This window comes from Bacillus sp. PS95 (assembly GCF_037963565.1).
Taxonomy (GTDB): Bacteria; Bacillota; Bacilli; order Bacillales; family Bacillaceae; genus Bacillus; species Bacillus subtilis.
This window is the reverse complement of the sequence record NZ_CP150160.1, coordinates 1,990,324-2,013,753: the sequence shown is the minus strand read 5'-3', so window position 1 is coordinate 2,013,753 and position 23,430 is coordinate 1,990,324. Positions and strand designations below refer to the sequence as shown.

At 44.5% G+C, this 23,430-nt stretch carries 18 protein-coding genes and 2 pseudogenes; 15 read left to right on the top strand and 5 right to left on the bottom strand.

Going from position 1 to position 23,430, the window contains the following annotated elements; all coding sequences use genetic code 11:
• Positions 1 to 5: 5 nt before the first annotated feature.
• The 13 genes and pseudogenes from ppsE (at position 6) to nrnB (ending at position 15,715) form a co-directional block, all read left to right on the top strand.
• A complete protein-coding gene (gene ppsE, locus NSQ12_RS10230) occupies positions 6 to 3,845 on the top strand; it encodes a plipastatin non-ribosomal peptide synthetase PpsE (protein WP_339176682.1) in 3,840 nt (1,279 codons plus the stop codon).
• A gap of 107 nt (positions 3,846 to 3,952) precedes the next feature.
• A complete protein-coding gene (locus NSQ12_RS10225; protein ID WP_014476970.1) occupies positions 3,953 to 4,345 on the top strand; it encodes a DUF1360 domain-containing protein in 393 nt (130 codons plus the stop codon).
• A 135-nt stretch (positions 4,346 to 4,480) separates the two neighbouring features.
• The gene (locus NSQ12_RS10220; RefSeq protein WP_248719477.1) at positions 4,481 to 6,013 is read left to right on the top strand and encodes a glycoside hydrolase family 10 protein; all 1,533 of its coding nucleotides are present in this window, start codon (positions 4,481 to 4,483) and stop codon (positions 6,011 to 6,013) included.
• 108 nt (positions 6,014 to 6,121) lie between these two features.
• Positions 6,122 to 6,286, top strand: coding sequence for a hypothetical protein (locus NSQ12_RS10215; RefSeq protein ID WP_129093188.1), 165 nt, complete (start codon positions 6,122 to 6,124; stop codon positions 6,284 to 6,286).
• Positions 6,276 to 6,579, top strand: a pseudogene (locus tag NSQ12_RS10210) (DUF5367 family protein). The gene NSQ12_RS10215 and the pseudogene NSQ12_RS10210 overlap by 11 nt, the downstream one beginning before the upstream one ends.
• A 90-nt stretch (positions 6,580 to 6,669) precedes the next feature.
• Positions 6,670 to 7,812 (top strand): acyl-CoA dehydrogenase, encoded by a 1,143-nt coding sequence (locus NSQ12_RS10205; protein WP_129134286.1) that lies wholly within the window; start codon positions 6,670 to 6,672, stop codon positions 7,810 to 7,812.
• 43 nt (positions 7,813 to 7,855) lie between these two features.
• The gene (locus tag NSQ12_RS10200; RefSeq protein WP_046160448.1) at positions 7,856 to 9,505 is read left to right on the top strand and encodes an AMP-binding protein; all 1,650 of its coding nucleotides are present in this window, start codon (positions 7,856 to 7,858) and stop codon (positions 9,503 to 9,505) included.
• Positions 9,506 to 9,514: 9 nt separating this feature from the next.
• Positions 9,515 to 10,849, top strand: a complete 1,335-nt coding sequence (locus NSQ12_RS10195; protein ID WP_076458713.1) for an acetyl-CoA carboxylase biotin carboxylase subunit — start codon at positions 9,515 to 9,517, stop codon at positions 10,847 to 10,849.
• Positions 10,850 to 10,863: 14 nt separating this feature from the next.
• On the top strand, positions 10,864 to 11,085 hold the full coding sequence (locus NSQ12_RS10190) for an acetyl-CoA carboxylase biotin carboxyl carrier protein subunit (protein WP_003245519.1): 222 nt from the start codon (positions 10,864 to 10,866) through the stop codon (positions 11,083 to 11,085).
• A 14-nt stretch (positions 11,086 to 11,099) separates the two neighbouring features.
• Entirely contained in the window at positions 11,100 to 11,999 is a 900-nt protein-coding gene (gene ldeG, locus NSQ12_RS10185; protein ID WP_029317867.1) for a hydroxymethylglutaryl-CoA lyase, read from the top strand.
• A gap of 20 nt (positions 12,000 to 12,019) precedes the next feature.
• Positions 12,020 to 12,802 (top strand): enoyl-CoA hydratase, encoded by a 783-nt coding sequence (locus tag NSQ12_RS10180; protein ID WP_046381061.1) that lies wholly within the window; start codon positions 12,020 to 12,022, stop codon positions 12,800 to 12,802.
• 10 nt (positions 12,803 to 12,812) lie between these two features.
• Positions 12,813 to 14,348, top strand: coding sequence for an acyl-CoA carboxylase subunit beta (locus tag NSQ12_RS10175; RefSeq protein ID WP_339176602.1), 1,536 nt, complete (start codon positions 12,813 to 12,815; stop codon positions 14,346 to 14,348).
• Between the two features lie 167 nt (positions 14,349 to 14,515).
• Complete coding sequence (gene nrnB / locus NSQ12_RS10170) at positions 14,516 to 15,715, top strand: oligoribonuclease NrnB (RefSeq protein WP_015714023.1); 1,200 nt, start codon at positions 14,516 to 14,518, stop codon at positions 15,713 to 15,715.
• Positions 15,716 to 15,764: 49 nt separating this feature from the next.
• Here the strand turns inward: nrnB and NSQ12_RS10165 are convergent, their stop codons facing one another.
• The 3 genes from NSQ12_RS10165 to NSQ12_RS10155 form a co-directional block, all read right to left on the bottom strand.
• Positions 15,765 to 16,361, bottom strand: a complete 597-nt coding sequence (locus NSQ12_RS10165) for a DedA family protein (RefSeq protein ID WP_119899464.1) — start codon at positions 16,359 to 16,361, stop codon at positions 15,765 to 15,767.
• 72 nt (positions 16,362 to 16,433) lie between these two features.
• Positions 16,434 to 17,327, bottom strand: a complete 894-nt coding sequence (gene galU / locus NSQ12_RS10160; RefSeq protein ID WP_339176599.1) for a UTP--glucose-1-phosphate uridylyltransferase GalU — start codon at positions 17,325 to 17,327, stop codon at positions 16,434 to 16,436.
• Positions 17,328 to 17,333: 6 nt separating this feature from the next.
• Positions 17,334 to 17,780: a GtrA family protein gene (locus NSQ12_RS10155; protein WP_014479951.1), complete on the bottom strand. Its 447-nt coding sequence runs from the start codon at positions 17,778 to 17,780 to the stop codon at positions 17,334 to 17,336.
• A 603-nt stretch (positions 17,781 to 18,383) separates the two neighbouring features.
• Between NSQ12_RS10155 and xynD the strand changes: the two genes are divergently transcribed.
• Positions 18,384 to 19,925, top strand: coding sequence for an alpha-L-arabinofuranosidase (xynD, locus tag NSQ12_RS10150; protein ID WP_339176597.1), 1,542 nt, complete (start codon positions 18,384 to 18,386; stop codon positions 19,923 to 19,925).
• 132 nt (positions 19,926 to 20,057) lie between these two features.
• The gene (xynC, locus tag NSQ12_RS10145; RefSeq protein ID WP_339176595.1) at positions 20,058 to 21,326 is read left to right on the top strand and encodes a glucuronoarabinoxylan endo-1,4-beta-xylanase XynC; all 1,269 of its coding nucleotides are present in this window, start codon (positions 20,058 to 20,060) and stop codon (positions 21,324 to 21,326) included.
• A gap of 258 nt (positions 21,327 to 21,584) precedes the next feature.
• On the opposite strand, the gene NSQ12_RS10140 is transcribed toward xynC, so the two are convergent.
• Together NSQ12_RS10140 and eglS are read right to left on the bottom strand one after the other, a co-directional pair.
• Complete coding sequence (locus NSQ12_RS10140) at positions 21,585 to 21,848, bottom strand: YnfE family protein (protein WP_339176594.1); 264 nt, start codon at positions 21,846 to 21,848, stop codon at positions 21,585 to 21,587.
• A 66-nt stretch (positions 21,849 to 21,914) separates the two neighbouring features.
• A pseudogene (gene eglS, locus NSQ12_RS10135) lies at positions 21,915 to 23,391 on the bottom strand (endo-1,4-beta-glucanase EglS).
• Positions 23,392 to 23,430 lie beyond the last annotated feature (39 nt).

Sequence of the window (23,430 nt, the reverse complement as noted above, 5' to 3'; positions counted from 1 at the left end):
AAACCGTGAAGAAAGGTGCAGACACTATGGATACCATTAAAAAAATCAAGAACATTTATCCTCTGAGTCACATGCAGGAGGGAATGCTCTTTCATTCCTTCCTCCGTAAAGAGGAGGGGGCATACGTTGAGCAGTCGCTCTTCACCATTAAAGGAAGCCTCAGCTATAAATGGTTTCAGCGCAGCATTCAAGCCATTATCGACCGCCATGATATTTTCAGAACCGTGTTTTTGCCGCACGTCCCGCATTTGTCGGGACCTCGGCAAGTCGTGATGACAGAACGTGAATTCCATTTGTACAGCGAAGACATTTCTCATCTGCCAACAAACGACCAGAATGAGTATATTGAACGCTTTAAAGAGAAGGACAAGCAAAAAGGCTTTGATCTGCAAAAAGACATGCTGATGCGGATTTCTCTGTTCAAAACAGCTGAAGATGAGCATGTCTGTCTTTGGAGTCACCATCACATTTTAATGGACGGATGGTGCCTAGGTATTGTTATGCAGGAATTTATGCAAATTTATCAATCGATTCATGCAGGAAAACCGCTTTCATTAGACCCTGTCCGTCCGTACAGCACCTATATTTCCTGGCTGACAAACCGAGACAAAGAAAAAGCAGCAGCCTACTGGGATACCTATTTAAAAAACTACAGCACTCCATCACCTCTGCCTCGTGTGTCTGATAAAGAAACAAAAGAAGGTTATCACCGTGAAGATTTGATATTTTCATTAAATAAACCACTGACAGACAAGCTGAAAGAGACTGCCAAACAACACGGCGTCACGCTCGCTACCCTAATTCAGGCTGTCTGGGGTGTGATGCTGCAGCAATATAACCGCACAGACGACGTTGTGTTTGGCGCAGTTGTATCAGGAAGACCGTCAGAAATCCCGGGCGTGGAGCAAATGATAGGGTTGTTTATCAATACCATACCGATTCGAATTAAAACACATCAAGACGAAACGTTTCAAGAACTGCTCATACGATGCCAGAAAGAAATGCTGGAAGCTGAGCCGTTTACCTGCCAGCCTTTATTTGATATTCAGGCAAACACCGCATTAAAACAGGAACTGATTGATCACATTATCGTCTTTGAAAACTATCCGTTACAGCAGAAAATCGCCGATTCCGCTGATCAAACCGATTCACCGCTGCAAATCGATCAAGTTCAAGTATCCGAGCAATCAGGATATAACTTTAATCTTGTCGTTGCTCCTGGCGAAGAGCTTGTCATCAAGTTCAGCTATAATGCATTCGTTTACGATGCTGCCTGGATCAGCTGTATCAAGAGGCAATTTACGCAAGCGCTTAGCACAGCTGCACAGCACCCTCATATGCCAATTGCTGATTTTTCTTTTCTTGATGCAACAGAAAAAGAGCAGATTGTCACACAGTTCAACAATACAAAAACGGAGTATCCAAAGAATCATACAATTATCGATTTATTTCGCGAACAAGCAGAAAAGACGCCAGACCATACCGCACTTGTGTATGGCAATATGTCTATTTCGTATAAAGAGCTTGATAAACGCTCTAATGCGCTCGCCAGAGAGTTAATTCAAAAGGGATTTCGGAAAAACGAGACAGCCGGAATATTGGCTGCACATTCTCCCGAATTCATGATCAGTGTGCTTGCCGTATTAAAAGCAGGGGGAGCATACCTCCCGCTTGATGCGGAGCTTCCGCCTGAACGAGTCAGCTTTATGCTTGAGGAAACGCAGGCAAAAATGCTGATTGTTCAAAAGGGATTGGAGCAAAACGCTGCGTTCTCAGGAACATGTATCATTTCAGATGCGCAGGGATTGATGGAAGAGAACGATATCCCTATTAATATCAGCTCCAGCCCGGATGATCTTGCGTACATCATGTATACCTCAGGATCAACAGGCCGGCCGAAAGGGGTCATGATCACGAATCGCAATGTCGTGTCCCTTGTCAGAAACAGCAATTACACGTCTGCGTCCGGTGATGACCGGTTTATTATGACTGGATCTATCAGCTTTGACGCCGTCACCTTTGAAATGTTCGGGGCACTTTTAAATGGCGCAAGCCTTCATATCATTGATAAATCGACAATGCTGACACCTGATCAGTTTGGAGCGTATTTGCTTGAAAATGACATTACAGTGCTATTTTTAACGACAGCTCTTTTTAATCAGCTGGCACAGGTACGAGCTGACATGTTTCGCGGACTCTATACGTTATATGTCGGAGGAGAAGCACTCTCTCCTGCCCTGATGAATGCTGTCAGACACGCCTGTCCAGATCTCGCGCTTCATAATATTTACGGGCCTACGGAAAACACGACTTTTTCAACCTTTTTTGAAATGAAGAGAGACTATGCGGGGCCGATTCCGATTGGAAAACCAATCAGCAATAGCACCGCTTACATCTTAGATACAAAAGGACGTCTTTTGCCAATAGGCGTTCCCGGCGAGCTTTGTGTTGGCGGTGATGGTGTCGCTAAAGGCTATTTGAACAGAGATGACCTGACAAATGCTGTTTTTTCTCCTCATCCTTTCTTGCCTGGAGAAAGAATATACCGTACCGGTGATTTGGCGCGCTGGCTGCCTGATGGAAACTTAGAATACATCAGCAGAATTGACAGGCAAATGAAAATCCGCGGAAAACGAATTGAGCCTGCCGAAATAGAAGCGCGCCTGTTAGAAATGGAAGGCGTTCAAGAAGCAGCAGTGACATTGAGAGAAAAAGATGGAGAGGCGCAGCTGTACACTCATTACGTCGGTGATCACAAAAAAACAGATACGGATTTTCGCGCCGATTTGGCGCGTGTGCTTCCAGACTATATGATCCCGCAGCACTGGGTGCGTGTGGAGCGGATGCCGCTTACCGGAAACGGAAAAATAGACCGCAGCGCGCTGCCTATTCCAGAAAATAAGCCTGCCAAACGACAGAACATCATATTGCCAAGAAACTTGGTTGAAGAAGAATTGGCGAACATTTGGAAGCAAGTCCTCGGTGTTAACACAATCAGTATTGATGATGACTTCTTTGCTATTGGCGGACATTCACTAAAAGCACTGCAAGTCATACATACACTAAAACATCAGCAGAACATTGACATACCGATTGATTTCTTGTTCGAACATCCGACAATCGCTCAGCTTGCCGAAAAACTTTATTCTAAACAGCTGAGAGCGGCAGATGAACAGCATGTGATCAAACTGAACCAGCACGGCGCGCAAAATCTTTTCTGCTTCCCGCCGATATCAGGATTTGGCATTTATTTTAAAGACCTTGCTTTATTGCTGAATGAGAAGGCAGCCGTATACGGGTTTCACTTTATTGAACAAGACACCCGCATTGAACAATATGTTAATTGCATGACGGACATACAGCCTGAGGGCCCATACGTTTTATTAGGCTACTCTGCAGGCGGAAACCTGGCTTTTGAAGTGGCACAGGCTATGGAGCGCAAAGGATTGGAAGTCAGCGACTTCATTATCGTGGACGCTTATCTAAAAGAACAGCCTTTGCCTATCGATACCGGGAATGACGAATCTGCAGCATATCTGCCTGAAGCAGTCAGAGAAAAGGTGATGAAGAAAAAAAGAAACTATCAGGCATATTGGGCACAATTGCTGAATGAAGGGCACATCAAAGCAAGCATTCATTTCATCGAAGCTGGAATCCATCCCGAAACCAGCAAGAATACAGGCTTAACGAAATGGGAAGGCGCCTGCGGAAACTATAGTGAGTACACGGGTTTTGGCGCTCATAAAGACATGCTGGAAGGAACATATGCTGAAAAGAATGCTGACATCATCCTCGACATTTTAGAAAAGATCACTTCAAATAAAGCAATCCCGCACAAACAATAGAGCGGATTCGCGGACAGAGGCACTCTCTGTCCGCTTCTTTTTGTATCAAAGAATGGATCGATGACACTAGGGAATGATAACATCATCCTTTTTCTTGGAGGCTTGTCATGGATCATCTATCTTTTCTTACGTTTATCATGCTGATTCTAGCCAGTTACAGGCTGACACATTTGATTGTATTCGACAAAATCACAGAATTTATCCGAAAACCTTTTATGAAAAAGAAAAGGATTGTTGATCAAAACGGGCATGTAGATGAAAAAAGCGTGCCGGCTTCTAACTTTGGATACATGCTCAATTGCTACTGGTGTGCCGGTGTTTGGTGTGCCATCTTGATCGGACTTGGCTATCTATTTTTGCCTCGTATTGCAATACCGCTGATCTTTATTTTAGCCATTGCCGGAGCACAAGCGATCCTTGAAACGGCTGTCGGTGTCGGCGTAAAACTTATTGACGTGTTAAAAAGTCTGCAAACCATGATGAATGATAAAAAGTCCTAAAAGCGGTTCACAACATGCTTTAGGACTTTTTTCGTTTATTTAGTGAGATAGACATTCTGTTAATCACCCTTTTATAGCCCGGGAATACCGTAATAGCGAATAGTGAAAGTGATGTAATGGGGGAGAAGAAACAGAATGAAGGTTTGCCAAAAGTCGATTGTCCGTTTCCTTGTCAGCTTGATCATCGGAACGTTTGTCATTTCCGTTCCGTTTATGGCCAATGCGCAGTCTGACAGGGAGCTGAGAGCCGTATGGATTGCTTCCGTATTAAATATTGATTGGCCGTCCAAAAAAGGGTTATCTGTGAAAGAGCAAAAACAGGAGTATATCAAACTGCTGGACGATGTGCAGAAAATGGGAATGAATGCCGTTATTGTTCAGATTAAACCGACGGCTGATGCCTTTTATCCGTCAGCTTACGGGCCTTGGTCGGAATACTTAACCGGTGTCCAAGGGAAGGACCCGGGCTATGATCCTCTTGCATTTATGATTGAAGAAACCCATAAACGAAATTTGGAATTTCACGCGTGGTTTAACCCTTACCGTATTACAATGAATCATACAGATCTTAATAAATTGTCTGAGAGTCACCCGGCAAGAAAACATCCAGATTGGGTTGCCGCCTACGGAAACCAGCTGTATTATCATCCAGGCATTCCAGAAACGAGAGATTTTATCGTCAAAGGCATTGAAGAAGTCGTAAAACATTATGATATCGATGCTGTTCATATGGATGATTATTTTTACCCTTATAAAATAGCAGGACAGGAATTTCCTGATCAAGCACAGTACGAACAATACGGAAAAGACGCTTTTTCTAATATCGATGACTGGCGGCGGGACAATGTGAACCAGCTTGTCAAACAAATCAACCAAACAATTAAAGCTGCAAAACCGTATGTCAAATTCGGCATCAGTCCCTTTGGAGTATGGAGAAACGCCGCAGATGACCCGACCGGATCGAATACAAAAGCAGGCGTCAGAAATTATGACGATCTATATGCAGACACAAGGCATTGGATCCAAGAAGGCGACATCGATTATATTGCTCCGCAAATTTATTGGAGTATCGGCTTTAACGCAGCGGCTTACGACGTGCTGGCTGATTGGTGGAGCAATGAAGTCAAAAATAGGCCTGTTCACTTATATATTGGCCAGGCAGCATATAAAATCAATAACAATTTTGATCCGCCTTGGTCCGATCCTGAGGAATATGTGCGGCAAATCACTTTGAACCGCCAGCTTGAACTGGTGAAAGGAAGCATGCATTTCAGCCTCAAGGACCTCAACAAAAATCCGCTTGGCATCAAAGACAGGCTTATCGCCGATCTTTACAGCAAGCCAGCACTGGTTCCGCAAATGCCTTGGCTTGACAATACCGCCCCAAAAAAACCGAAGCTTACGAAAGTCACCGAAGACAAAAACGGCAATCTTCTGCAGATTAAAGATCACCCATCAAATCTAAAAACGAAAGAAACAGCCTATTATGCGATATACAGAGCCGAAGGGAAAAAGCAGAGAACATTGCTGGCAACGCAAAGAAAAACACATGAGCAGCAAACCTTCTTAGATAACACGGCAGATCCTAACAAGAAATATACGTATTATGTCACTTCAGCAGACCGGCTTCATAACGAAAGCAAGGCTTCCAAACGAACAACAAAATAAGAAATGAGAAGGACGGCTTTCTAAGTCGTCTTTTTTAGTGATTTTGGAGACAGGAAACGATGGTAAATCGCTGTATTTTTTTAAAAAACAAAGGTGAGATTCACATAAATATTGGAGGCGGTGTTTGGACATTTTCCATTATTGGAATCTGAGAAATTAGTACTAAATAAAATCGAAGAGAAACACGTACAGGACGTGTTTTACGTTTTCATTTCTAGTCTGGTTAGTTGCCACATTATTTTTTGTGCTGTTCGAAGATGCTGTGTTGACTGATCCGGCTGAAGAAGCCTTTTTGACGAACTTTCTTCTCTTGGAAGCGGGCACCGCTCTTGTTTTATGCCTTGTGTTCTTTCTCTATCAAAAACTCGATCAATCACAGTTCGCGGTGATCAAGCTAGGTATATGGGGATCAGCGGTCGGTTTATTGATTGATACGATTTCCCTTTGGAATCTCCCTCATCTTCCCGGCTTTATCAAAGGGCCAAGTTATTGCGTTTGCGATATGGATGGTATGCGCCTACTGCATGTATTTGCTCATTCCGCTGAAATTATCACATAAAAAATGATTCAGTTTTAATTTTCAGACTTTTCTTGTCAGGGAATGATTATAGAACTCGCCTAATAGGATGTTACAAAGATGTGAAGGAGGAAACGATGTGAATTTTGAGCTGACAAAAGAACAACAAATGGTGCGTGAAATGGTAAAAGATTTTGCGAAAAAAGAAATTGCTCCTCACGCTGAACATGTAGATCAAACAGGCGAGTTCCCGATACAAACATTTGAAAAAATGGGTGAACTCGGTCTGATGGGTATTCCATTTCCAGAAGAATACGGCGGATCTGGCGGTGATACGATTTCATATGCCTTAGCGGTTGAAGAAGTCGGCAAAGCCTGCGGCAGTACTGGATTAAGCTATGCTGCAGCGGTCTCGTTAGGCGCAAGCCCTCTTTACTACTTCGGAACAGAAGAGCAAAAACAGACGCATTTGACGCCGCTGGCTTCAGGCACAGCACTCGGATCATTCGGCCTGACGGAGCCAAATGCCGGCTCAGATGCAGGAGGCACTCAAACAAAAGCGATTTCAAATGGTGACGAGTATGTAATCAACGGCGAAAAGTGCTGGATCACTAATGCAAGCTACGCACGCACAGTTATTGTAACCGCCGTAACAGGCAAAAACAAAGACGGAAAAAACATCATCTCCGCATTAATCGTGCCAACTGACACACCAGGACTTACGATTACGAGCCCGTACGATAAAATGGGCGTCCGCGGATCGAATACAGCGGAAATTTTGCTTGAGGATGTAAGAGTGCCTGCGGCCAACTTACTTGGCGATCCAACAAAAGGGTTTAAACAGTTTCTATATACGCTGGACGGAGGGCGAATCTCCATCGCTGCTCTTGCAGTCGGCATTGCCCAAGCGGCCCTTGACGCATCATTGGCATATGCGAAAGAACGAAAGCAGTTTGGACAGCCGATTTCTTCCTTTCAAGCGATTCAATTTAAGCTTGCTGACATGGCGATGGAAATTGATCTGGCACGGCAAATGGTGTTAAAAGCCGCTTGGCTGAAAGACCATAACCACCCGTTCACCAAAGAAGCGGCGTACGCCAAGCTATTCGCATCTGAAATGGCGACAAGAGCTTGCAATCAAGCCATTCAAATCCATGGAGGTTCAGGCTATATGAAAGAGTATGGGGTGGAACGGATGCTGCGGGACGCAAAATTAATGGAAATCGGTGAAGGCACATCTGAAATTCAGCGTCTCGTGATCGCCAGACAGCTTTTAAAATAAAAATGTAAACGCTTTCCCATCATTAAGAAAGGAGGAACAATGAATGGCTGAACTCATCCATTCCACAATCGGCAGGCTGCTGGAACAAACAGCTGATGCGTATCCCGATCGAGACGCTGTTGTGTATCCAGACCGAAATATCCGTTATACGTACGCTCAATTTGACAGTCTGTGCCGTCAAACCGCTAAAGGCCTTATGCGGATGGGGATTGGAAAAGGAGACCACGTCGCCATATGGACTTCTAATATCCCTGAATGGCTTGCCGTCCAGTTCGCAACTGCGAAGATCGGAGCCGTGCTCGTAACCGTCAATACCAATTATCAAGCACACGAACTGGACTACTTGTTAAAGCAATCGGATGCCGCCGCGCTTATTATCATGGATTCATACAGGGGCACTTCTTATCCAGACATCGTGAACAGTTTAATTCCAGAACTGCAAGAAGCAAAGCCCGGCCAACTGAAATCTGAACGCTATCCCTTTTTAAAAACGCTGCTCTATATTGGCAATAAACGGTTGCCTGGCATGTATCATTGGGACGATACAGAGATATTGGCGAAAACAGTGACAGATGCTGAGCTTGAAGAGAGAATGAACAGCCTGGATAAAGACAATGTGATTAATATGCAATACACATCAGGAACGACAGGGTTTCCAAAAGGCGTGATGCTGACCCATTTCAATGTCATCAATAACGCTGCCAATATCGCTGAATGTATGGCTTTAACCTCTCAAGACCGCATGTGCATCCCTGTTCCGTTTTTTCACTGCTTTGGATGCGTCCTTGGGGTTTTGGCATGTGTATCCGTCGGGGCAGCCATGATACCCGTGCAAGAATTTGATCCCGTTACCGTCCTTAAAACGGTAGAAAAAGAGAAATGCACAGCGCTCCATGGTGTGCCTACCATGTTTATCGCCGAGCTGCATCATCCGGATTTTGATGCATATGATCTATCGACGCTCCGAACAGGAATCATGGCCGGCTCTCCCTGTCCAAGTGAAGTGATGAAAGCTGTGATTGAAAGGATGGGCATGAAAGACATTACGATCGCCTATGGACAAACCGAAGCCTCGCCAGTCATTACACAAACGAGAGCAAATGATTCCTTCATAAGAAGAGTCGAAACAACCGGCCGCGCCCTGCCACATACTGAAGTGAAAATTGTAGAACCTGGGACATGTCAAGAAGTTCAAAGAGGCGTGCAGGGAGAACTGTGCACCCGCGGCTATCACGTCATGAAAGGCTATTATAAAGACAAAGAAGCGACCAGAAAAGCAATCAATCATGACGGATGGCTGTTTACCGGAGATCTTGCTGTCATGGATGAAGACGGGTACTGCCGCATCACCGGAAGATTAAAAGATATGCTCATCAGAGGCGGCGAGAACATTTATCCGCGGGAAATTGAAGAATTTTTATACCGGCATCCCGCTGTTTTAGATGTACAGGTCGTTGGTGTGCCTGACGCCAAATTTGGGGAGGAAGCTGCAGCCTGGATTAAACTGAAAGACGGTAAAAGCGTTTCACCTGATGAGCTTAAAGCCTATTGCAAAGGGAAAATCGCCCGCCACAAAATTCCGCGTTATGTTATTTTTACGGATGACTATCCGATGACGGCCTCAGGCAAAATTCAAAAATATAAACTGCGAGAAAAAACGATTGAAATGTTCAACCTATCATCAAGTCAATGAGGTGAAATCATGTTTACAAAAGTACTGATCGCCAACCGCGGAGAAATTGCAATGAGAATTATCCGAACATGCAGCCGTCTCGGCATTAAAACGGTCGCGGTTTATTCAGAAGCAGACAAGGACGCGCTCCATCCAAAAGCCGCTACAGAGGCTTATTTGATCGGAGAATCGAGAGTCAGTGAAAGTTATTTAAATATAGAGAGAATCATAAAGACGGCGAAAAAAGCAAATGCCGACGCGATCCACCCTGGATATGGATTGTTATCAGAAAACAGCCGGTTCGCTGAACGCTGCAAGCAAGAAAACATCGTGTTTATCGGACCTTCCCCTGATATCATCGCAAAGATGGGCAGCAAAATCGAAGCGCGAAAAGCAATGGAGGCTGCAGGTGTCCCTGTGGTGCCGGGCGTTTCTGAATCCCTCGGAGATATAGAGGCAGCCTGCCGCACCGCAAGTCAAATCGGCTATCCTGTCATGCTGAAAGCTTCAGCGGGCGGAGGGGGCATTGGAATGCAGCGTGTTGAAAATGAAGAAGCATTAAAAAAAGCGTACGAGGGAAACAAAAAGCGCGCAGCAGATTTTTTTGGTGACGGGTCGATGTATATAGAAAAAGTTATTGAACATGCGCGCCACATCGAGGTTCAGCTTTTGGCCGATCAACACGGCCATACAGTACATCTGTTTGAACGTGATTGCTCTGTTCAGAGGCGCCACCAAAAAGTCATTGAAGAGGCACCGTCTCCATTTGTAGACGATGAACTAAGAATGAAGATCGGGCAAACAGCGGTAAAAGCAGCGAAGGCAATCGGCTATACGAACGCAGGCACCATCGAATTTATAGTTGACCAGAAGCAAAATTTTTATTTCCTCGAAATGAATACGAGACTGCAAGTTGAACACCCCGTGACTGAAGAAATAACAGGCCTGGACTTAGTTGAGCAGCAGCTGCGGATTGCTGCGGGCCATACACTCACATTCTCCCAAAAAGACATCAAACGGAACGGGCATGCGATAGAGGTTCGAATATACGCGGAAGATCCCAAGACCTTCTTCCCGTCACCAGGTACGATCACTGCGTTTTCACTTCCTGACCAAAAAGGAGTCAGACACGAATGTGCGGTAGCAAAAGACAGCACCGTTACCCCTTTTTATGACCCGATGATCGCTAAGATGATTGTCAAAGGCCAAACCAGAACAGAAGCAATTGAAAAACTAGAGACAGCGCTTCGCGACTATCGTGTAGAGGGAATCAAAACAAATCTTCCGCTTCTCATACAAGCTGCGGCAACAAAGGCATTTAAAGAAGGGGATGTCACGACTGACTTTTTGAAACAACACCTATAAAGGAGGCAGTTGTCATGACGGTTAGCATACAAATGGCAGGAAACCTGTGGAAAGTCCACGTCAAAGCCGGCGACCAAATCGAAAAGGGCCAGGAGGTAGCCATTTTGGAATCGATGAAAATGGAAATCCCGATCGTTGCAGATAGAAGCGGAATCGTAAAAGAAGTCAAAAAAAAGGAAGGCGACTTTGTAAATGAAGGAGACGTACTGCTCGAACTGAGCAATTCCACTCAATAATTTGGAGGAAGACCATGCCATATCCTAAAAAAGTGACAATCAAAGAAGTCGGCCCGCGTGATGGCTTACAAAACGAGCCCGTTTGGATCGCAACAGAGGATAAAATAACCTGGATCAACCAGCTTTCCCGGACAGGGCTGTCGTATATTGAAATCACATCCTTCGTTCACCCGAAATGGATTCCGGCGCTTCGAGATGCTATCGATGTAGCAAAAGGCATCGACCGAGAAAAAGGGGTAACGTACGCGGCACTTGTCCCGAATCAAAGAGGACTGGAGAATGCGCTTGAAGGAGGCATTAACGAAGCTTGCGTTTTTATGTCCGCCAGCGAGACGCACAACAGAAAAAACATCAATAAATCCACTTCTGAATCCCTTCATATACTCAAACAAGTAAACAACGACGCAAAAAAAGCAAACCTCACAACAAGAGCCTACCTCTCGACTGTTTTCGGCTGTCCGTACGAAAAAGATGTCCCCATTGAACAAGTCATTCGCCTTTCAGAAGCTCTATTTGAATTTGGGATTTCTGAACTGTCGCTTGGAGATACGATTGGAGCGGCTAATCCCGCCCAAGTGGAAACTGTACTTGAAGCTCTTTTGGCACGATTCCCGGCTAATCAAATTGCCTTGCATTTTCATGATACGAGAGGAACCGCTCTGGCCAACATGGTCACAGCACTCCAAATGGGCATCACGGTGTTCGACGGCTCGGCAGGCGGGCTTGGGGGATGCCCATATGCGCCAGGTTCATCAGGAAACGCCGCAACTGAGGATATCGTGTACATGCTTGAACAGATGGATATCAAAACAAATGTAAAGCTAGAAAAACTGCTATCTGCGGCCAAATGGATAGAAGAAAAAATGGGCAAACCGCTGCCGAGCAGAAATTTACAGGTGTTTAAATCATCTTGATAAAAGGGAGGACGCATACAATGGGAGACTCTATTCTTTTTACTGTTAAAAATGAACATATGGCGTTGATCACCTTAAACAGGCCTCAGGCAGCAAATGCTCTTTCAGCGGAAATGCTTAGAAACCTGCAAATGATTCTTCAGGAAATTGAATTCAACTCAAACATCCGCTGCGTCATCCTCACAGGCACCGGTGAAAAAGCGTTTTGTGCAGGGGCAGACCTAAAGGAACGGATAAAACTGAAAGAAGATCAGGTTCTGGAAAGTGTATCTCTCATTCAAAGAACGGCGGCTTTACTTGATGCCTTGCCGCAGCCGGTCATAGCTGCGATAAATGGAAGCGCATTAGGCGGCGGACTAGAATTGGCATTGGCATGCGACCTTCGAATCGCAACTGAATCAGCTGTGCTGGGACTTCCGGAAACAGGGTTAGCTATTATCCCGGGCGCTGGAGGGACCCAAAGGCTGCCCCGGCTGATTGGCAGAGGAAAAGCAAAAGAATTCATTTATACAGGCAGACGCGTGACCGCACACGAAGCAAAAGAAATCGGTCTTGTAGAGCATGTCACGGCTCCTTGTGACCTTATGCCAAAAGCAGAGGAACTGGCCGCAGCTATTTCTGCCAACGGGCCGATCGCTGTCCGTCAGGCTAAATTTGCAATCAATAAAGGATTGGAGACAGATCTCGCTACAGGCCTTGCGATTGAACAAAAAGCGTATGAACAAACCATCCCGACAAAAGACAGGAGAGAAGGGCTTCAGGCCTTTCAAGAAAAAAGACGGGCCGTATACAAGGGAATATAAAAGGGAGGCAATGCTCATGGATTATGAAAAGGAACGAACAGAACGGGCTGAACGGATTCGAAAAGGCGGAGCGGAAAAGTATCATCAAAGCAATCGGGAAAAAGGCAAGCGCTTTGTCAGAGAGCGGCTTTCCCTTCTCTTTGACGATGACATTGAGCTAGAAGACGCTTTTTTTGCGGAATGTATGTCAGACGGGCTCCCCGCTGACGGAGTTGTAACCGCTATCGGCAAAATCGGTGGCCATACCGTTTGCGTCATGGCGAATGATTCAACAGTGAAAGCGGGGTCATGGGGAGCAAAAACAGTTGAAAAAATCATCAGAATTCAAGAAACCGCCGAAAAATTAAACTGTCCGCTCATTTATTTAGTCGATTCGGCAGGCGCCCGAATTACCGACCAAATCAATGTCTTTCCAGGGAGACGCGGTGCAGGAAGAATTTTTTACAATCAAGTCAAATTATCGGGACGCATTCCGCAAATCTGTCTGCTTTTCGGACCATCTGCAGCAGGTGGCGCTTATATTCCGGCCTTCTGTGATATCGTCGTTATGGTAGACGGTAACGCCTCCATGTATTTAGGCTCGCCAAGGATGGCGGAAATGGTTATTGGCGAAAAAGTGTCTCTTGAAGAAATGGGTGGCGCCCGTATGCATTGCTCAATCTCCGGCTGCGGAGATATTCTTGCAGAAACTGAAGAAGAAGCCATACAGCTGGCGCGGGCTTATTTGTCTTACTTTCCGGCAAATTTTCAAGAAAAAGCGCCCATTCATAAGAAACGCCCGCCAAAACACTTCGACACTCCGCTTGCCGACGTCATTCCGCAAAATCAAAACGCACCTTTTGATATGCATGAGCTGATTGAGCGGGTCATAGATGAAGACTCATTTTTTGAGATCAAAGCCTTATTTGCACCGGAATTATTGACGGGCCTCGCACGAATCCACGGACAGCCTGTCGGCATTGTTGCAAACCAGCCGAAGGTAAAAGGAGGCGTCTTATTCCACGATTCAGCAGACAAAGCGGCTAAGTTTATTACCTTATGTGACGCTTTTCATATCCCATTGCTGTTCTTAGCGGATATCCCCGGTTTTATGATTGGCACAAAAGTAGAACAGGCTGGGATTATCAGACACGGAGCGAAAATGATTTCTGCGATGTCGGAGGCAACTGTTCCAAAACTCTCTGTCATTGTCCGAAAAGCGTACGGGGCGGGGTTGTATGCAATGGCAGGGCCGGCATTTGAACCGGATTGCTGTCTAGCGCTCCCAACCGCCCAAATCGCCGTCATGGGCCCTGAGGCCGCTGTAAACGCTGTCTACGCTAAAAAAATCGCCGAGCTGCCAGAAGAAGAGAGAGCCGCATTTATCAGCAGCAAACGGGAGGAATACAAAGAGGACATCAATATCTACCGTCTGGCTTCAGAAATGATCATTGATGCTGTTATCCCAGCCAATTCGCTGCGTGATGAGCTGGCAAAACGGCTCCAGGCATACATGACAAAGGAAATGACATTTACCAATCGAAAGCATCCAGTTTATCCAGTGTAAAAGCAAGAACTTAGGAGCGTAAAAAGCGCTCCTTTATATATTTACAATAACAACATTATGTCAACTAATTACATTTGCATAAAACGGTTGGTTTTTTAGAATAGTAAATAAAGGCTGCCGCACCTCTAGCGGCAATTGTCAGTTTATCATAAAAAGGGGCCTACATTATGTATCATTTATATTCACATAACGACTTGGACGGAGTAGGATGCGGAATCGTAGCAAAATTGGCGTTCGGAAAAGACGTAGAGGTCCGGTATAACTCTGTCAACGGCTTAAACGCACAGGTGCAGTACTTTTTAGAAAAAGCGAAGGAGAGCAACAGACAGGACGCGTTATTCATCACCGATCTCGCCGTCAATGAAGAAAACGAAGAGAGATTGAATGAGTATGTTCATGCAGGGGGCAAAGTGAAGCTCATTGACCATCATAAAACAGCCCTTCATTTGAATGAGCATGAATGGGGATTTGTCCAGGTGGAATACGATGATGGAAGGCTCACATCCGCGACATCGCTTTTATATGGCTATCTCGTTGAAAATGGCTTCATGAAACCGACAAATGCCTTAGATCAATTCACAGAGCTCGTCCGCCAATACGATACATGGGAGTGGGAGCGGTACGATCAAAAACAGGCGAAGCGGCTTAATGATCTTTTCTTTTTGCTGTCAATCGATGAATTTGAAGCAAAAATGATCCAGCGCCTTTCCACGCATGACGAATTTTTCTTCGATGATTTTGAAGAAAAACTGCTTGATTTAGAAGACGAAAAAATCGAGCGCTACCTCCGCAGAAAGAAAAGGGAAATGGTACAAACCTTTGTTCACGAACACTGTGTAGGCATCGTTCACGCTGAATCGTACCATTCAGAGCTGGGGAACAGGCTAGGGAAAGATAACCCGCACCTCGATTACATTGCGATTTTGAGCATGGGGTCAAAACGAGTCAGTCTCCGCACCATTCATGATTACATCGATGTGTCAGAAATCGCCGGCCGATATGGCGGCGGAGGGCATGCAAAAGCGTCCGGCTGTTCAATAACCGATGAAGTATACGAGTTGTTTGTAGCTGAAGCTTTCCGTATTGATCCTGTACGGCCGGATGCCTTCCGTAACATCTATAATCTAAAGGGATCTGCGAATGGATCATTATATGAAAATCGCGCACAAATGAGATTTTTTCTTTTCCCTTTAGACAACGAATGGAATATTCAAATTAACGGAGAAACCCAAGACGAAACATTCGCAGCGTTTGAAGAGGCAGAATGGTTTATTAAGAGAAATTATGCCGCATCGCTCGTGCGGGATGAAGTGTTTGTCGCATTTTTAGCGGAGAATCTGAAGCTGGCAAATCAACATCGCAAGTAAAAAAATATGCATAGGGGAGCGTCAGTCACCCCCTATGCATATCCGCTAGCTATCGTTTAAATATGGCTGTACGTTTCTTAATCACAAAATAAAGGGCTATCACGACAACAGCCAATATCATAATCGGTGTTGTATAAGTGCCTGCTATATTCTCAACATCATCCCACTGGCTTCCTAGCTGTATGCCTAAATAAACAAACAGAATAGACCATGGAATGATAGCAAGCACAGTCAGTACCACAAATTTGAGAAAAGGCATTCTGGCAATACCTGCCGGAATGGATATGGCATGTCTGACAACCGGTATAAAACGAGCCGAGAAGACAACTCCGGCGCCGTATTTCTGAAACCAGTTTTCCGACATGTCGATATGATGCTTTTTAATCAATAAATACTTCCCGTATTTGTCCAGAAATGGCCTGCCGCCATAGCGGCCGATCCAGTAAATAAAGATCTGGGCAATGGTGCCCCCGATAACACCCGCAATAATTGCGCCAATAAATCCAATCGTGCCTTCCGATACCATATAGCCGCCATAAGCTAATACAATCTCACTCGGAATGATTTCAATCATTAATCCAATCGCAATACCCACATATCCCATGTTCGTCAGCCATGTTAAAATTTCGCTTATCAAACTGCCCACATTCTTCACAACCTGTCCTAATCTTTTTCACTATTATATGACTGATTGACGAGCAAGATGGTTACAATTTTTTTACCGCAGCATTTCTTTCGTTTCCCGTTTGATCACATCTTCTAAATAGGCCAAAAGCTGAGATCTCATTTCGGAACGCATTAAGCCGATTTCGGTGCTCGCTTTAAAACAGCCTAGCTTATCGCCAATGTCATATCGATTTCCTTCCAGCAGCCGGGCGTGGATCGGCTCCTTACGGCAAACCTCACGAAGCGCATCTGTCAGCTGAATTTCGTTGCCCGCGCCTCTGCCAATTGTCTTCAAAACGGAGAAGATCGAAGAATTCAGCACATAACGTCCCATTACTGCGATTTCCGAAGGCGCTTCTTCAGGAGAAGGCTTTTCCACTAAATCGTTTACTTCGTATATATGCCCTTGAGACCCTGATGTATTTATAATACCATATTTGCTGACATCCCCAGGGAGAACTGACTGTACACCGACAACCTCTGTGCCATAAACGTCATATACATCCATTAATTGCCGAAGAGCCGGTGTTTCAGACACCATAATATCATCACCTAAGAGAACGGCAAAAGGCTCATCTCCGATAAAATGCTCCGCACACAGCACCGCATGGCCTAATCCGAGCGGTTCTTTCTGGCGGATGTAATGAATGTTGGCCAAATCGGCAATCTGCTGCATTTCCTTAAGTGTCTCCGTCTTGCCTTTTTCCCGGAGATTGAATTCCAATTCGGCCGACCGATCAAAATGATCTTCAATCGAGCGTTTGTTTCTCCCTGTAATAATCAGTATATCTTCAATTCCTGACTTTGCGGCCTCTTCTACAATATATTGGATTGCTGGTTTGTCGACGATTGGGAGCATTTCTTTAGGCTGCGCCTTTGTCGCCGGCAGAAATCTCGTTCCTAAACCCGCTGCGGGAATAACCGCTTTTCTCACTTTTTTTCTCATTCATCCTCACTCCTGATCCTGTATGTTTTTCAGCGAATCTCCAAATACCCAGATTCGGTTTCCGATAAAATTCATCATCATTCCGCCGATAGTGGCGGCGAGCTTACTCACCAATAGCGAGCAGCCGCAATTTTGAAACAAATAAAGCAGCAAAAAGGTGATCCCTGACGCGGCAATATTAATCATGAGAAAACGCACGATCTCTTTCCCGTCAGCCTTACGTTTCACACAAAACGTCCAATTCCGGTTCCACACATAGCTGTTGACGATACCTGCAGTATAGGAGCAGATCTGCGCCGGCAGATAAGAGACATGACAAGCGGTAAGAAGAAAGAAGACACCAAAATCTATCAGCGTATTGCCGACGCCTACGGTGCAAAAACGGCCTAATGTCTTTATTTTTTCTTTCAGCGTAACGGACCTCCCTTCATAAAAGATGCGAGTGGCAGTCATATTTGTTGATATGGATTACTATAGCGGACAGTGTTGAATAAACAATTAATAAAATATGAACAAAACATGAAAAAGCGGGTATACCGCTCAATAGTTCTTATACTCTTGAAAAAACAGCCGCATTGACGGCTGTTTTTTTGTGTCTGAAAACTATCTTTACATAAAAATATAAAAGGAGTGTTAGCCCCATCTTATCAATGAATAAATGTATCCAGTTCCTTTGTAGAATCGAACACTAACTCCTCCAAAAGTTTCTATACACAATTTTTTTAATGATGTAGGATGTTAGATAAAGGGATATCTTGGATAATGATGTAATCTCCGTTCAATGTGATTAGTGGGAGGCCATGAACAATCCTGTCTTTTTATTTTCTGGACAATAGTCGCTAGGAATGGGGAAGTTTTTTTGAACAATTTTGAAGGAGTGGTGCGATCTCCTCGAAGAAAAGAGAGAATGGAGACACATGAAGATGAGCTTTCAGAACAACTGGGAACATTGCTAAACAGCTTCCGGCTACTTTATGCGTGCAATCTTCGTGACCTGTTGTCATCAAATTCCAAAAGAAAATCCCCCATTTTAAGGAAAAAGGAGGATGTGAAGTGATGAGGAAAAAGTGTAGCGTATGTTTATGGATTCTAGTTTTATTATTGAGCTGCTTATCTGGGAAGTCTGCGTATGCTGCCACAAGTACTACAATTGCAAAACATATAGGGAATTCAAACCCGCTTATCGACCATCATTTAGGAGCAGATCCGATTGCGCTGACCTATAACGGAAGAGTCTACATTTATATGTCAAGTGATGACTATGAATATAATAGCAACGGAACGATTAAAGATAATTCATTTGCCAATTTGAATAGAGTATTCGTCATATCTTCAGCGGATATGGTGAACTGGACAGACCACGGAGCCATTCCGGTAGCAGGTGCCAATGGAGCTAATGGAGGCCGTGGAATTGCAAAATGGGCAGGTGCATCCTGGGCACCGTCAATCGCAGTTAAAAAAATTAATGGCAAGGATAAATTCTTCCTTTATTTCGCAAACAGCGGCGGAGGTATCGGGGTTCTCACCGCAGACAGCCCGATTGGTCCATGGACCGACCCAATCGGAAAACCGCTCGTAACGCCAAGTACGCCAGGAATGTCAGGTGTTGTATGGCTTTTTGATCCGGCAGTATTTGTAGATGACGACGGAACCGGTTACCTATATGCCGGCGGAGGCGTTCCTGGCGGTTCAAATCCAACGCAGGCACAATGGGCCAATCCTAAAACGGCTAGAGTCATAAAATTGGGATCTGATATGACGAGTGTTGTTGGAAGTGCATCTACAATTGATGCGCCTTTCATGTTTGAAGATTCGGGATTGCACAAGTATAACGGAACATATTATTACTCCTATTGCATCAATTTCGGCGGCACACATCCGGCCGATAAACCCCCGGGTGAGATCGGCTACATGACCAGTTCAAGTCCCATGGGCCCCTTTACATATAGAGGGCACTTCCTGAAAAATCCGGGTGCATTTTTCGGAGGTGGCGGAAACAACCATCATGCTGTTTTCAATTTTAAAAACGAGTGGTATGTGGTGTACCACGCGCAAACTGTCAGTTCCGCTCTGTTCGGGGCCGGCAAAGGATACCGTTCTCCCCATATTAATAAGCTGGTGCATAACCCAGATGGATCCATCCAAGAGGTAGCAGCAAATTATGCAGGTGTAACACAGCGTTCCAATTTGAATCCTTATAACCGGGTAGAAGCTGAAACGTTTGCTTGGAATGGACGCATTTTGACAGAGAAGTCCACGGCACCCGAAGGGCCAGTAAATAATCAACATGTAACAAGCATTCAAAATGGAGACTGGATTGCTGTAGGAAATTCAGACTTTGGAGCGGGCGGTGCCAGGACATTTAAAGCAAATGTAGCATCCACTATAGGCGGGAAAATAGAAGTGCGCCTCGACAGTGCAGACGGTAAACTTGTAGGAACCCTAAATGTACCTTCCACAGGTGGAGCGCAAACGTGGAGGGAAATAGAAACTGCGGTAAGCGGGGCAACCGGCGTGCACAAAGTATTCTTTGTATTTACCGGAACAGGTACAGGAAACTTGCTTAATTTCGACTACTGGCAGTTTACGCAACGATAGCACGGATAATGGGACCGTTTAAAAACAGACGGGTTGATGCACCGGCCAACATACCGGAGCAGCCCGCCATTATGGATATGCCGGTCAGATTTTCTAATACAGTAAAAGACACATTACGAAGGAGAGGAATAAATGATTCCATGCATTAAAAAAACAATTTGTGTATTATTAGTATGTTTCACTATGTTGCCAGTCATGTTAGGGCCAGGCGCTACTGAAGTTTTGGCAGCAAGTGATGTAACAGTTAATGTATCTGCAGAGAAACAAGTGATTCGCGGTTTTGGAGGGATGAATCATCCGGCTTGGGCTGGGGATCTTACAGCAGCTCAAAGAGAAACTGCTTTTGGCAATGGACAGAACCAGTTAGGATTTTCAATCTTAAGAATTCATGTAGATGAAAATCGAAATAATTGGTATAAAGAGGTGGAGACTGCAAAGAGTGCGGTCAAACACGGAGCAATCGTTTTTGCTTCTCCTTGGAATCCTCCAAGTGATATGGTTGAGACCTTTAATCGTAATGGTGACACATCGGCTAAACGGCTGAAATACAACAAGTACGCAGCATACGCGCAGCATCTTAACGATTTTGTTACCTTCATGAAGAATAATGGTGTGAATCTTTACGCGATTTCGGTCCAAAACGAGCCTGATTACGCTCACGAGTGGACGTGGTGGACGCCGCAAGAAATACTTCGCTTTATGAGAGAAAACGCCGGCTCGATCAATGCCCGCGTCATTGCACCTGAGTCTTTTCAATACTTAAAGAATTTGTCGGACCCGATCTTGAACGATCCGCAGGCTCTTGCCAATATGGATATTCTCGGAACTCACCTGTACGGCACCCAGGTCAGCCAATTCCCTTATCCTCTTTTCAAACAAAAAGGAGCGGGGAAGGACCTTTGGATGACGGAAGTATACTATCCAAACAGTGATAACAACTCGGCGGATCGATGGCCTGAGGCATTGGATGTTTCACAGCATATTCACAATGCGATGGTAGAGGGGGACTTTCAAGCTTATGTATGGTGGTACATCCGAAGATCATATGGACCTATGAAAGAAGATGGTACGATCAGCAAACGCGGCTACAATATGGCTCATTTCTCAAAGTTTGTGCGTCCCGGCTATGTAAGGATTGATGCAACGAAAAACCCTAATGCGAACGTTTACGTGTCAGCCTATAAAGGTGACAACAAGGTCGTTATTGTTGCTATCAATAAAAGCAACACAGGGGTCAACCAAAACTTTGTTTTGCAGAATGGATCTGCTTCAAACGTATCTAGATGGATCACGAGCAGCAGCAGCAATCTACAACCTGGAACGAATCTCACTGTATCAGGCAATCATTTTTGGGCCCATCTTCCAGCTCAAAGCGTGACAACATTTGTTGTAAATCGTTAAGAGCACAAAGACACACATAAATAATAGAGTGTCTGAATTGGCGATTTTTCCGATTGGGAAATCGCTTTTTTATTTTGTTGCTGAATTACAGGAAGAAGAAAGGATGACATAAAAACAGCATAGCTTTAATCTTCATCTTTTCTAGTTTACATAATATATATTCTAGGAAGCAAACAAAATAAATAAATTTCTGTCTCAATATTAAAGTATACTTAAGTTAGTGAGACAGAAGTTGAAATTTTACTGCTGAATGACAAATCAAAAAAATGGTGTTGTCAATCCATAATAAACTGCTTCTAAATCCTCCAGCGTCATATCGCCATATGCGCATTTGATAACAGAATCAGCAAACACATCATAGTCATAATCTGTAGAAAATCCTTGCTGCAGCTGTTTTTCGTAAACTTCGATCTGATCTTTTTGATGCTGGACGTCTTTTTCCTTACCTGGATAGTCGGGACCATTTATCATATTACTCATTTCTTTGTACAGCACCATATACTGTTTCAGTATTTCATCCACAACGCAAACCTCCTATTAGATGATAAAAACGGACATCGTTACTGATGTCCGCCAAAAAAAGCTTAACTAATTTGGTTCTGTTCCCCAAATCAGTTTTCCTTGATCATATAATGTGATTTTTTTCGTTGTTTTAAACGTATTTGATTTGAAAAAGGAATAATCGCCGCTTTGTGCATAATTGCTCCAGTCATCATTGTGAAGACGGAGCTGAATATTCCCTATGCTTGCTCCCGGTGCCAACGTTCCGTTTTTAAATCCAAGTTCCAGATAGGTATCTGCACCTTGCTTTAGTTTATGCATTGCCGCATCCAATCTGCGCGTAGTCACAGTCAAAGTTTTGGCTTTTGTTTTTCGCTTTATACCAGTAACGGGCAGTGACATCTTTTAAATCAACCGTGGTATTGCCGTTATTTTTTATTTGAAGCTGCGGACGGATTTGGTTGCTGTTGATACTCCCATCCCCTGCTCTGTATTGTACAGAAATACCGTTTTCCTGTGTGGGTTTATCTTGTGCTGGCTTTTCAGGAATGTCCTTCGTCGAATCTTTGGTGCCGAGAATGTTTTCTCTAACGAATGTTCCTGAAGCAGATAAATCTGACAACTGCCAGCCGCCTGTTTTAGATGCCCCCGGCTTTAAAGCTGAGGATGATTCCTGCTTATCAGAAAGATTCCAGTTCACCCAGCTGATGGTCTTGCTGTCGAGATATTTCAGCCATTCCCTCGATTGATCAAGGAATACACCGCCATTGCCAGACGCGTCGCTTGTTCCCCACTCTGTCACAAAAATAGGTGCTCCTTTGCTGAGTGCATAGTTTGCTTTATCCCGTAAAAATTGGCCGTGTGTGCCGGCATAAAAATGAAGTGCGTACATAACGTTTGCATCTTTTAGCTGGTCATCGGCAGCATCATTCACATCCTGGCTCCATGTACCGGTTCCGACAATGATGATGTTGTCTGGATCATTTTTGCGGATAACTGAAATCACTTCTTCCGCATATGGTTTAATATCACGCTTCCAGTTCACATCACCGTTTGGTTCGTTTGCAATTTCATAAATGACGTTTGGCGTGTTTCCGTAAAGGCTTGACATTTCCCTGAAGAATTCTTTTGCCTTCTCTTTATTTTGGTTTGGATTACCGTCATTTAAGATATGCCAGTCAATGATGACATATATCCCAAGCTCTTTTGCCGCTTCAACCGCTTCTTTTACTTTATTTTTCACGGACGGGTTGTCAATATAACCGCCATCTGCCGTATACATCGCTGCACGGAAAACGGTGATACCCCAATCATCTCTCAGCCATTTTAAGCTGTCTTTATTGACATATTCTCCATACCATTGCAATCCGTGTGAACTGATCCCCTTCAGCTGTACCGCTTTACCGTCTCGGTTAACGAGCTGTGTACCTTTTATGCTAAGCTGGCCATTCTTGGCTACTGGCGTTTTTGTCCCTGCTGCTGATGCCGGCGAAGCTATCATGCCGCCCATTGTCAATAACGTAATCAATAAACACGTAATAAAAATAGAGATTGACCGTTTCATATCTGATCTTTTCCTCCTTCGCATCATTTTGGCTCTACA

What these genes read in the sequence shown, in the direction of transcription:
- NSQ12_RS10190 (WP_003245519.1), top strand. Translation starts at nt 10,864, where the DNA reads ATGACGGTTAGCATACAAATGGCAGGAAACCTGTGGAAAGTCCACGTC.
- NSQ12_RS10200 (WP_046160448.1), top strand. Translation starts at nt 7,856, where the DNA reads ATGGCTGAACTCATCCATTCCACAATCGGCAGGCTGCTGGAACAAACA.
- NSQ12_RS10180 (WP_046381061.1), top strand. Translation starts at nt 12,020, where the DNA reads ATGGGAGACTCTATTCTTTTTACTGTTAAAAATGAACATATGGCGTTG.
- NSQ12_RS10220 (WP_248719477.1), top strand. Translation starts at nt 4,481, where the DNA reads ATGAAGGTTTGCCAAAAGTCGATTGTCCGTTTCCTTGTCAGCTTGATC.
- xynD (WP_339176597.1), top strand. Translation starts at nt 18,384, where the DNA reads ATGAGGAAAAAGTGTAGCGTATGTTTATGGATTCTAGTTTTATTATTG.
- ldeG (WP_029317867.1), top strand. Translation starts at nt 11,100, where the DNA reads ATGCCATATCCTAAAAAAGTGACAATCAAAGAAGTCGGCCCGCGTGAT.
- NSQ12_RS10175 (WP_339176602.1), top strand. Translation starts at nt 12,813, where the DNA reads ATGCTCATGGATTATGAAAAGGAACGAACAGAACGGGCTGAACGGATT.
- NSQ12_RS10155 (WP_014479951.1), bottom strand. Translation starts at nt 17,780, where the DNA reads ATGACTGCCACTCGCATCTTTTATGAAGGGAGGTCCGTTACGCTGAAA.
- galU (WP_339176599.1), bottom strand. Translation starts at nt 17,327, where the DNA reads ATGAGAAAAAAAGTGAGAAAAGCGGTTATTCCCGCAGCGGGTTTAGGA.
- nrnB (WP_015714023.1), top strand. Translation starts at nt 14,516, where the DNA reads ATGTATCATTTATATTCACATAACGACTTGGACGGAGTAGGATGCGGA.
- NSQ12_RS10195 (WP_076458713.1), top strand. Translation starts at nt 9,515, where the DNA reads ATGTTTACAAAAGTACTGATCGCCAACCGCGGAGAAATTGCAATGAGA.
- NSQ12_RS10225 (WP_014476970.1), top strand. Translation starts at nt 3,953, where the DNA reads ATGGATCATCTATCTTTTCTTACGTTTATCATGCTGATTCTAGCCAGT.
- xynC (WP_339176595.1), top strand. Translation starts at nt 20,058, where the DNA reads ATGATTCCATGCATTAAAAAAACAATTTGTGTATTATTAGTATGTTTC.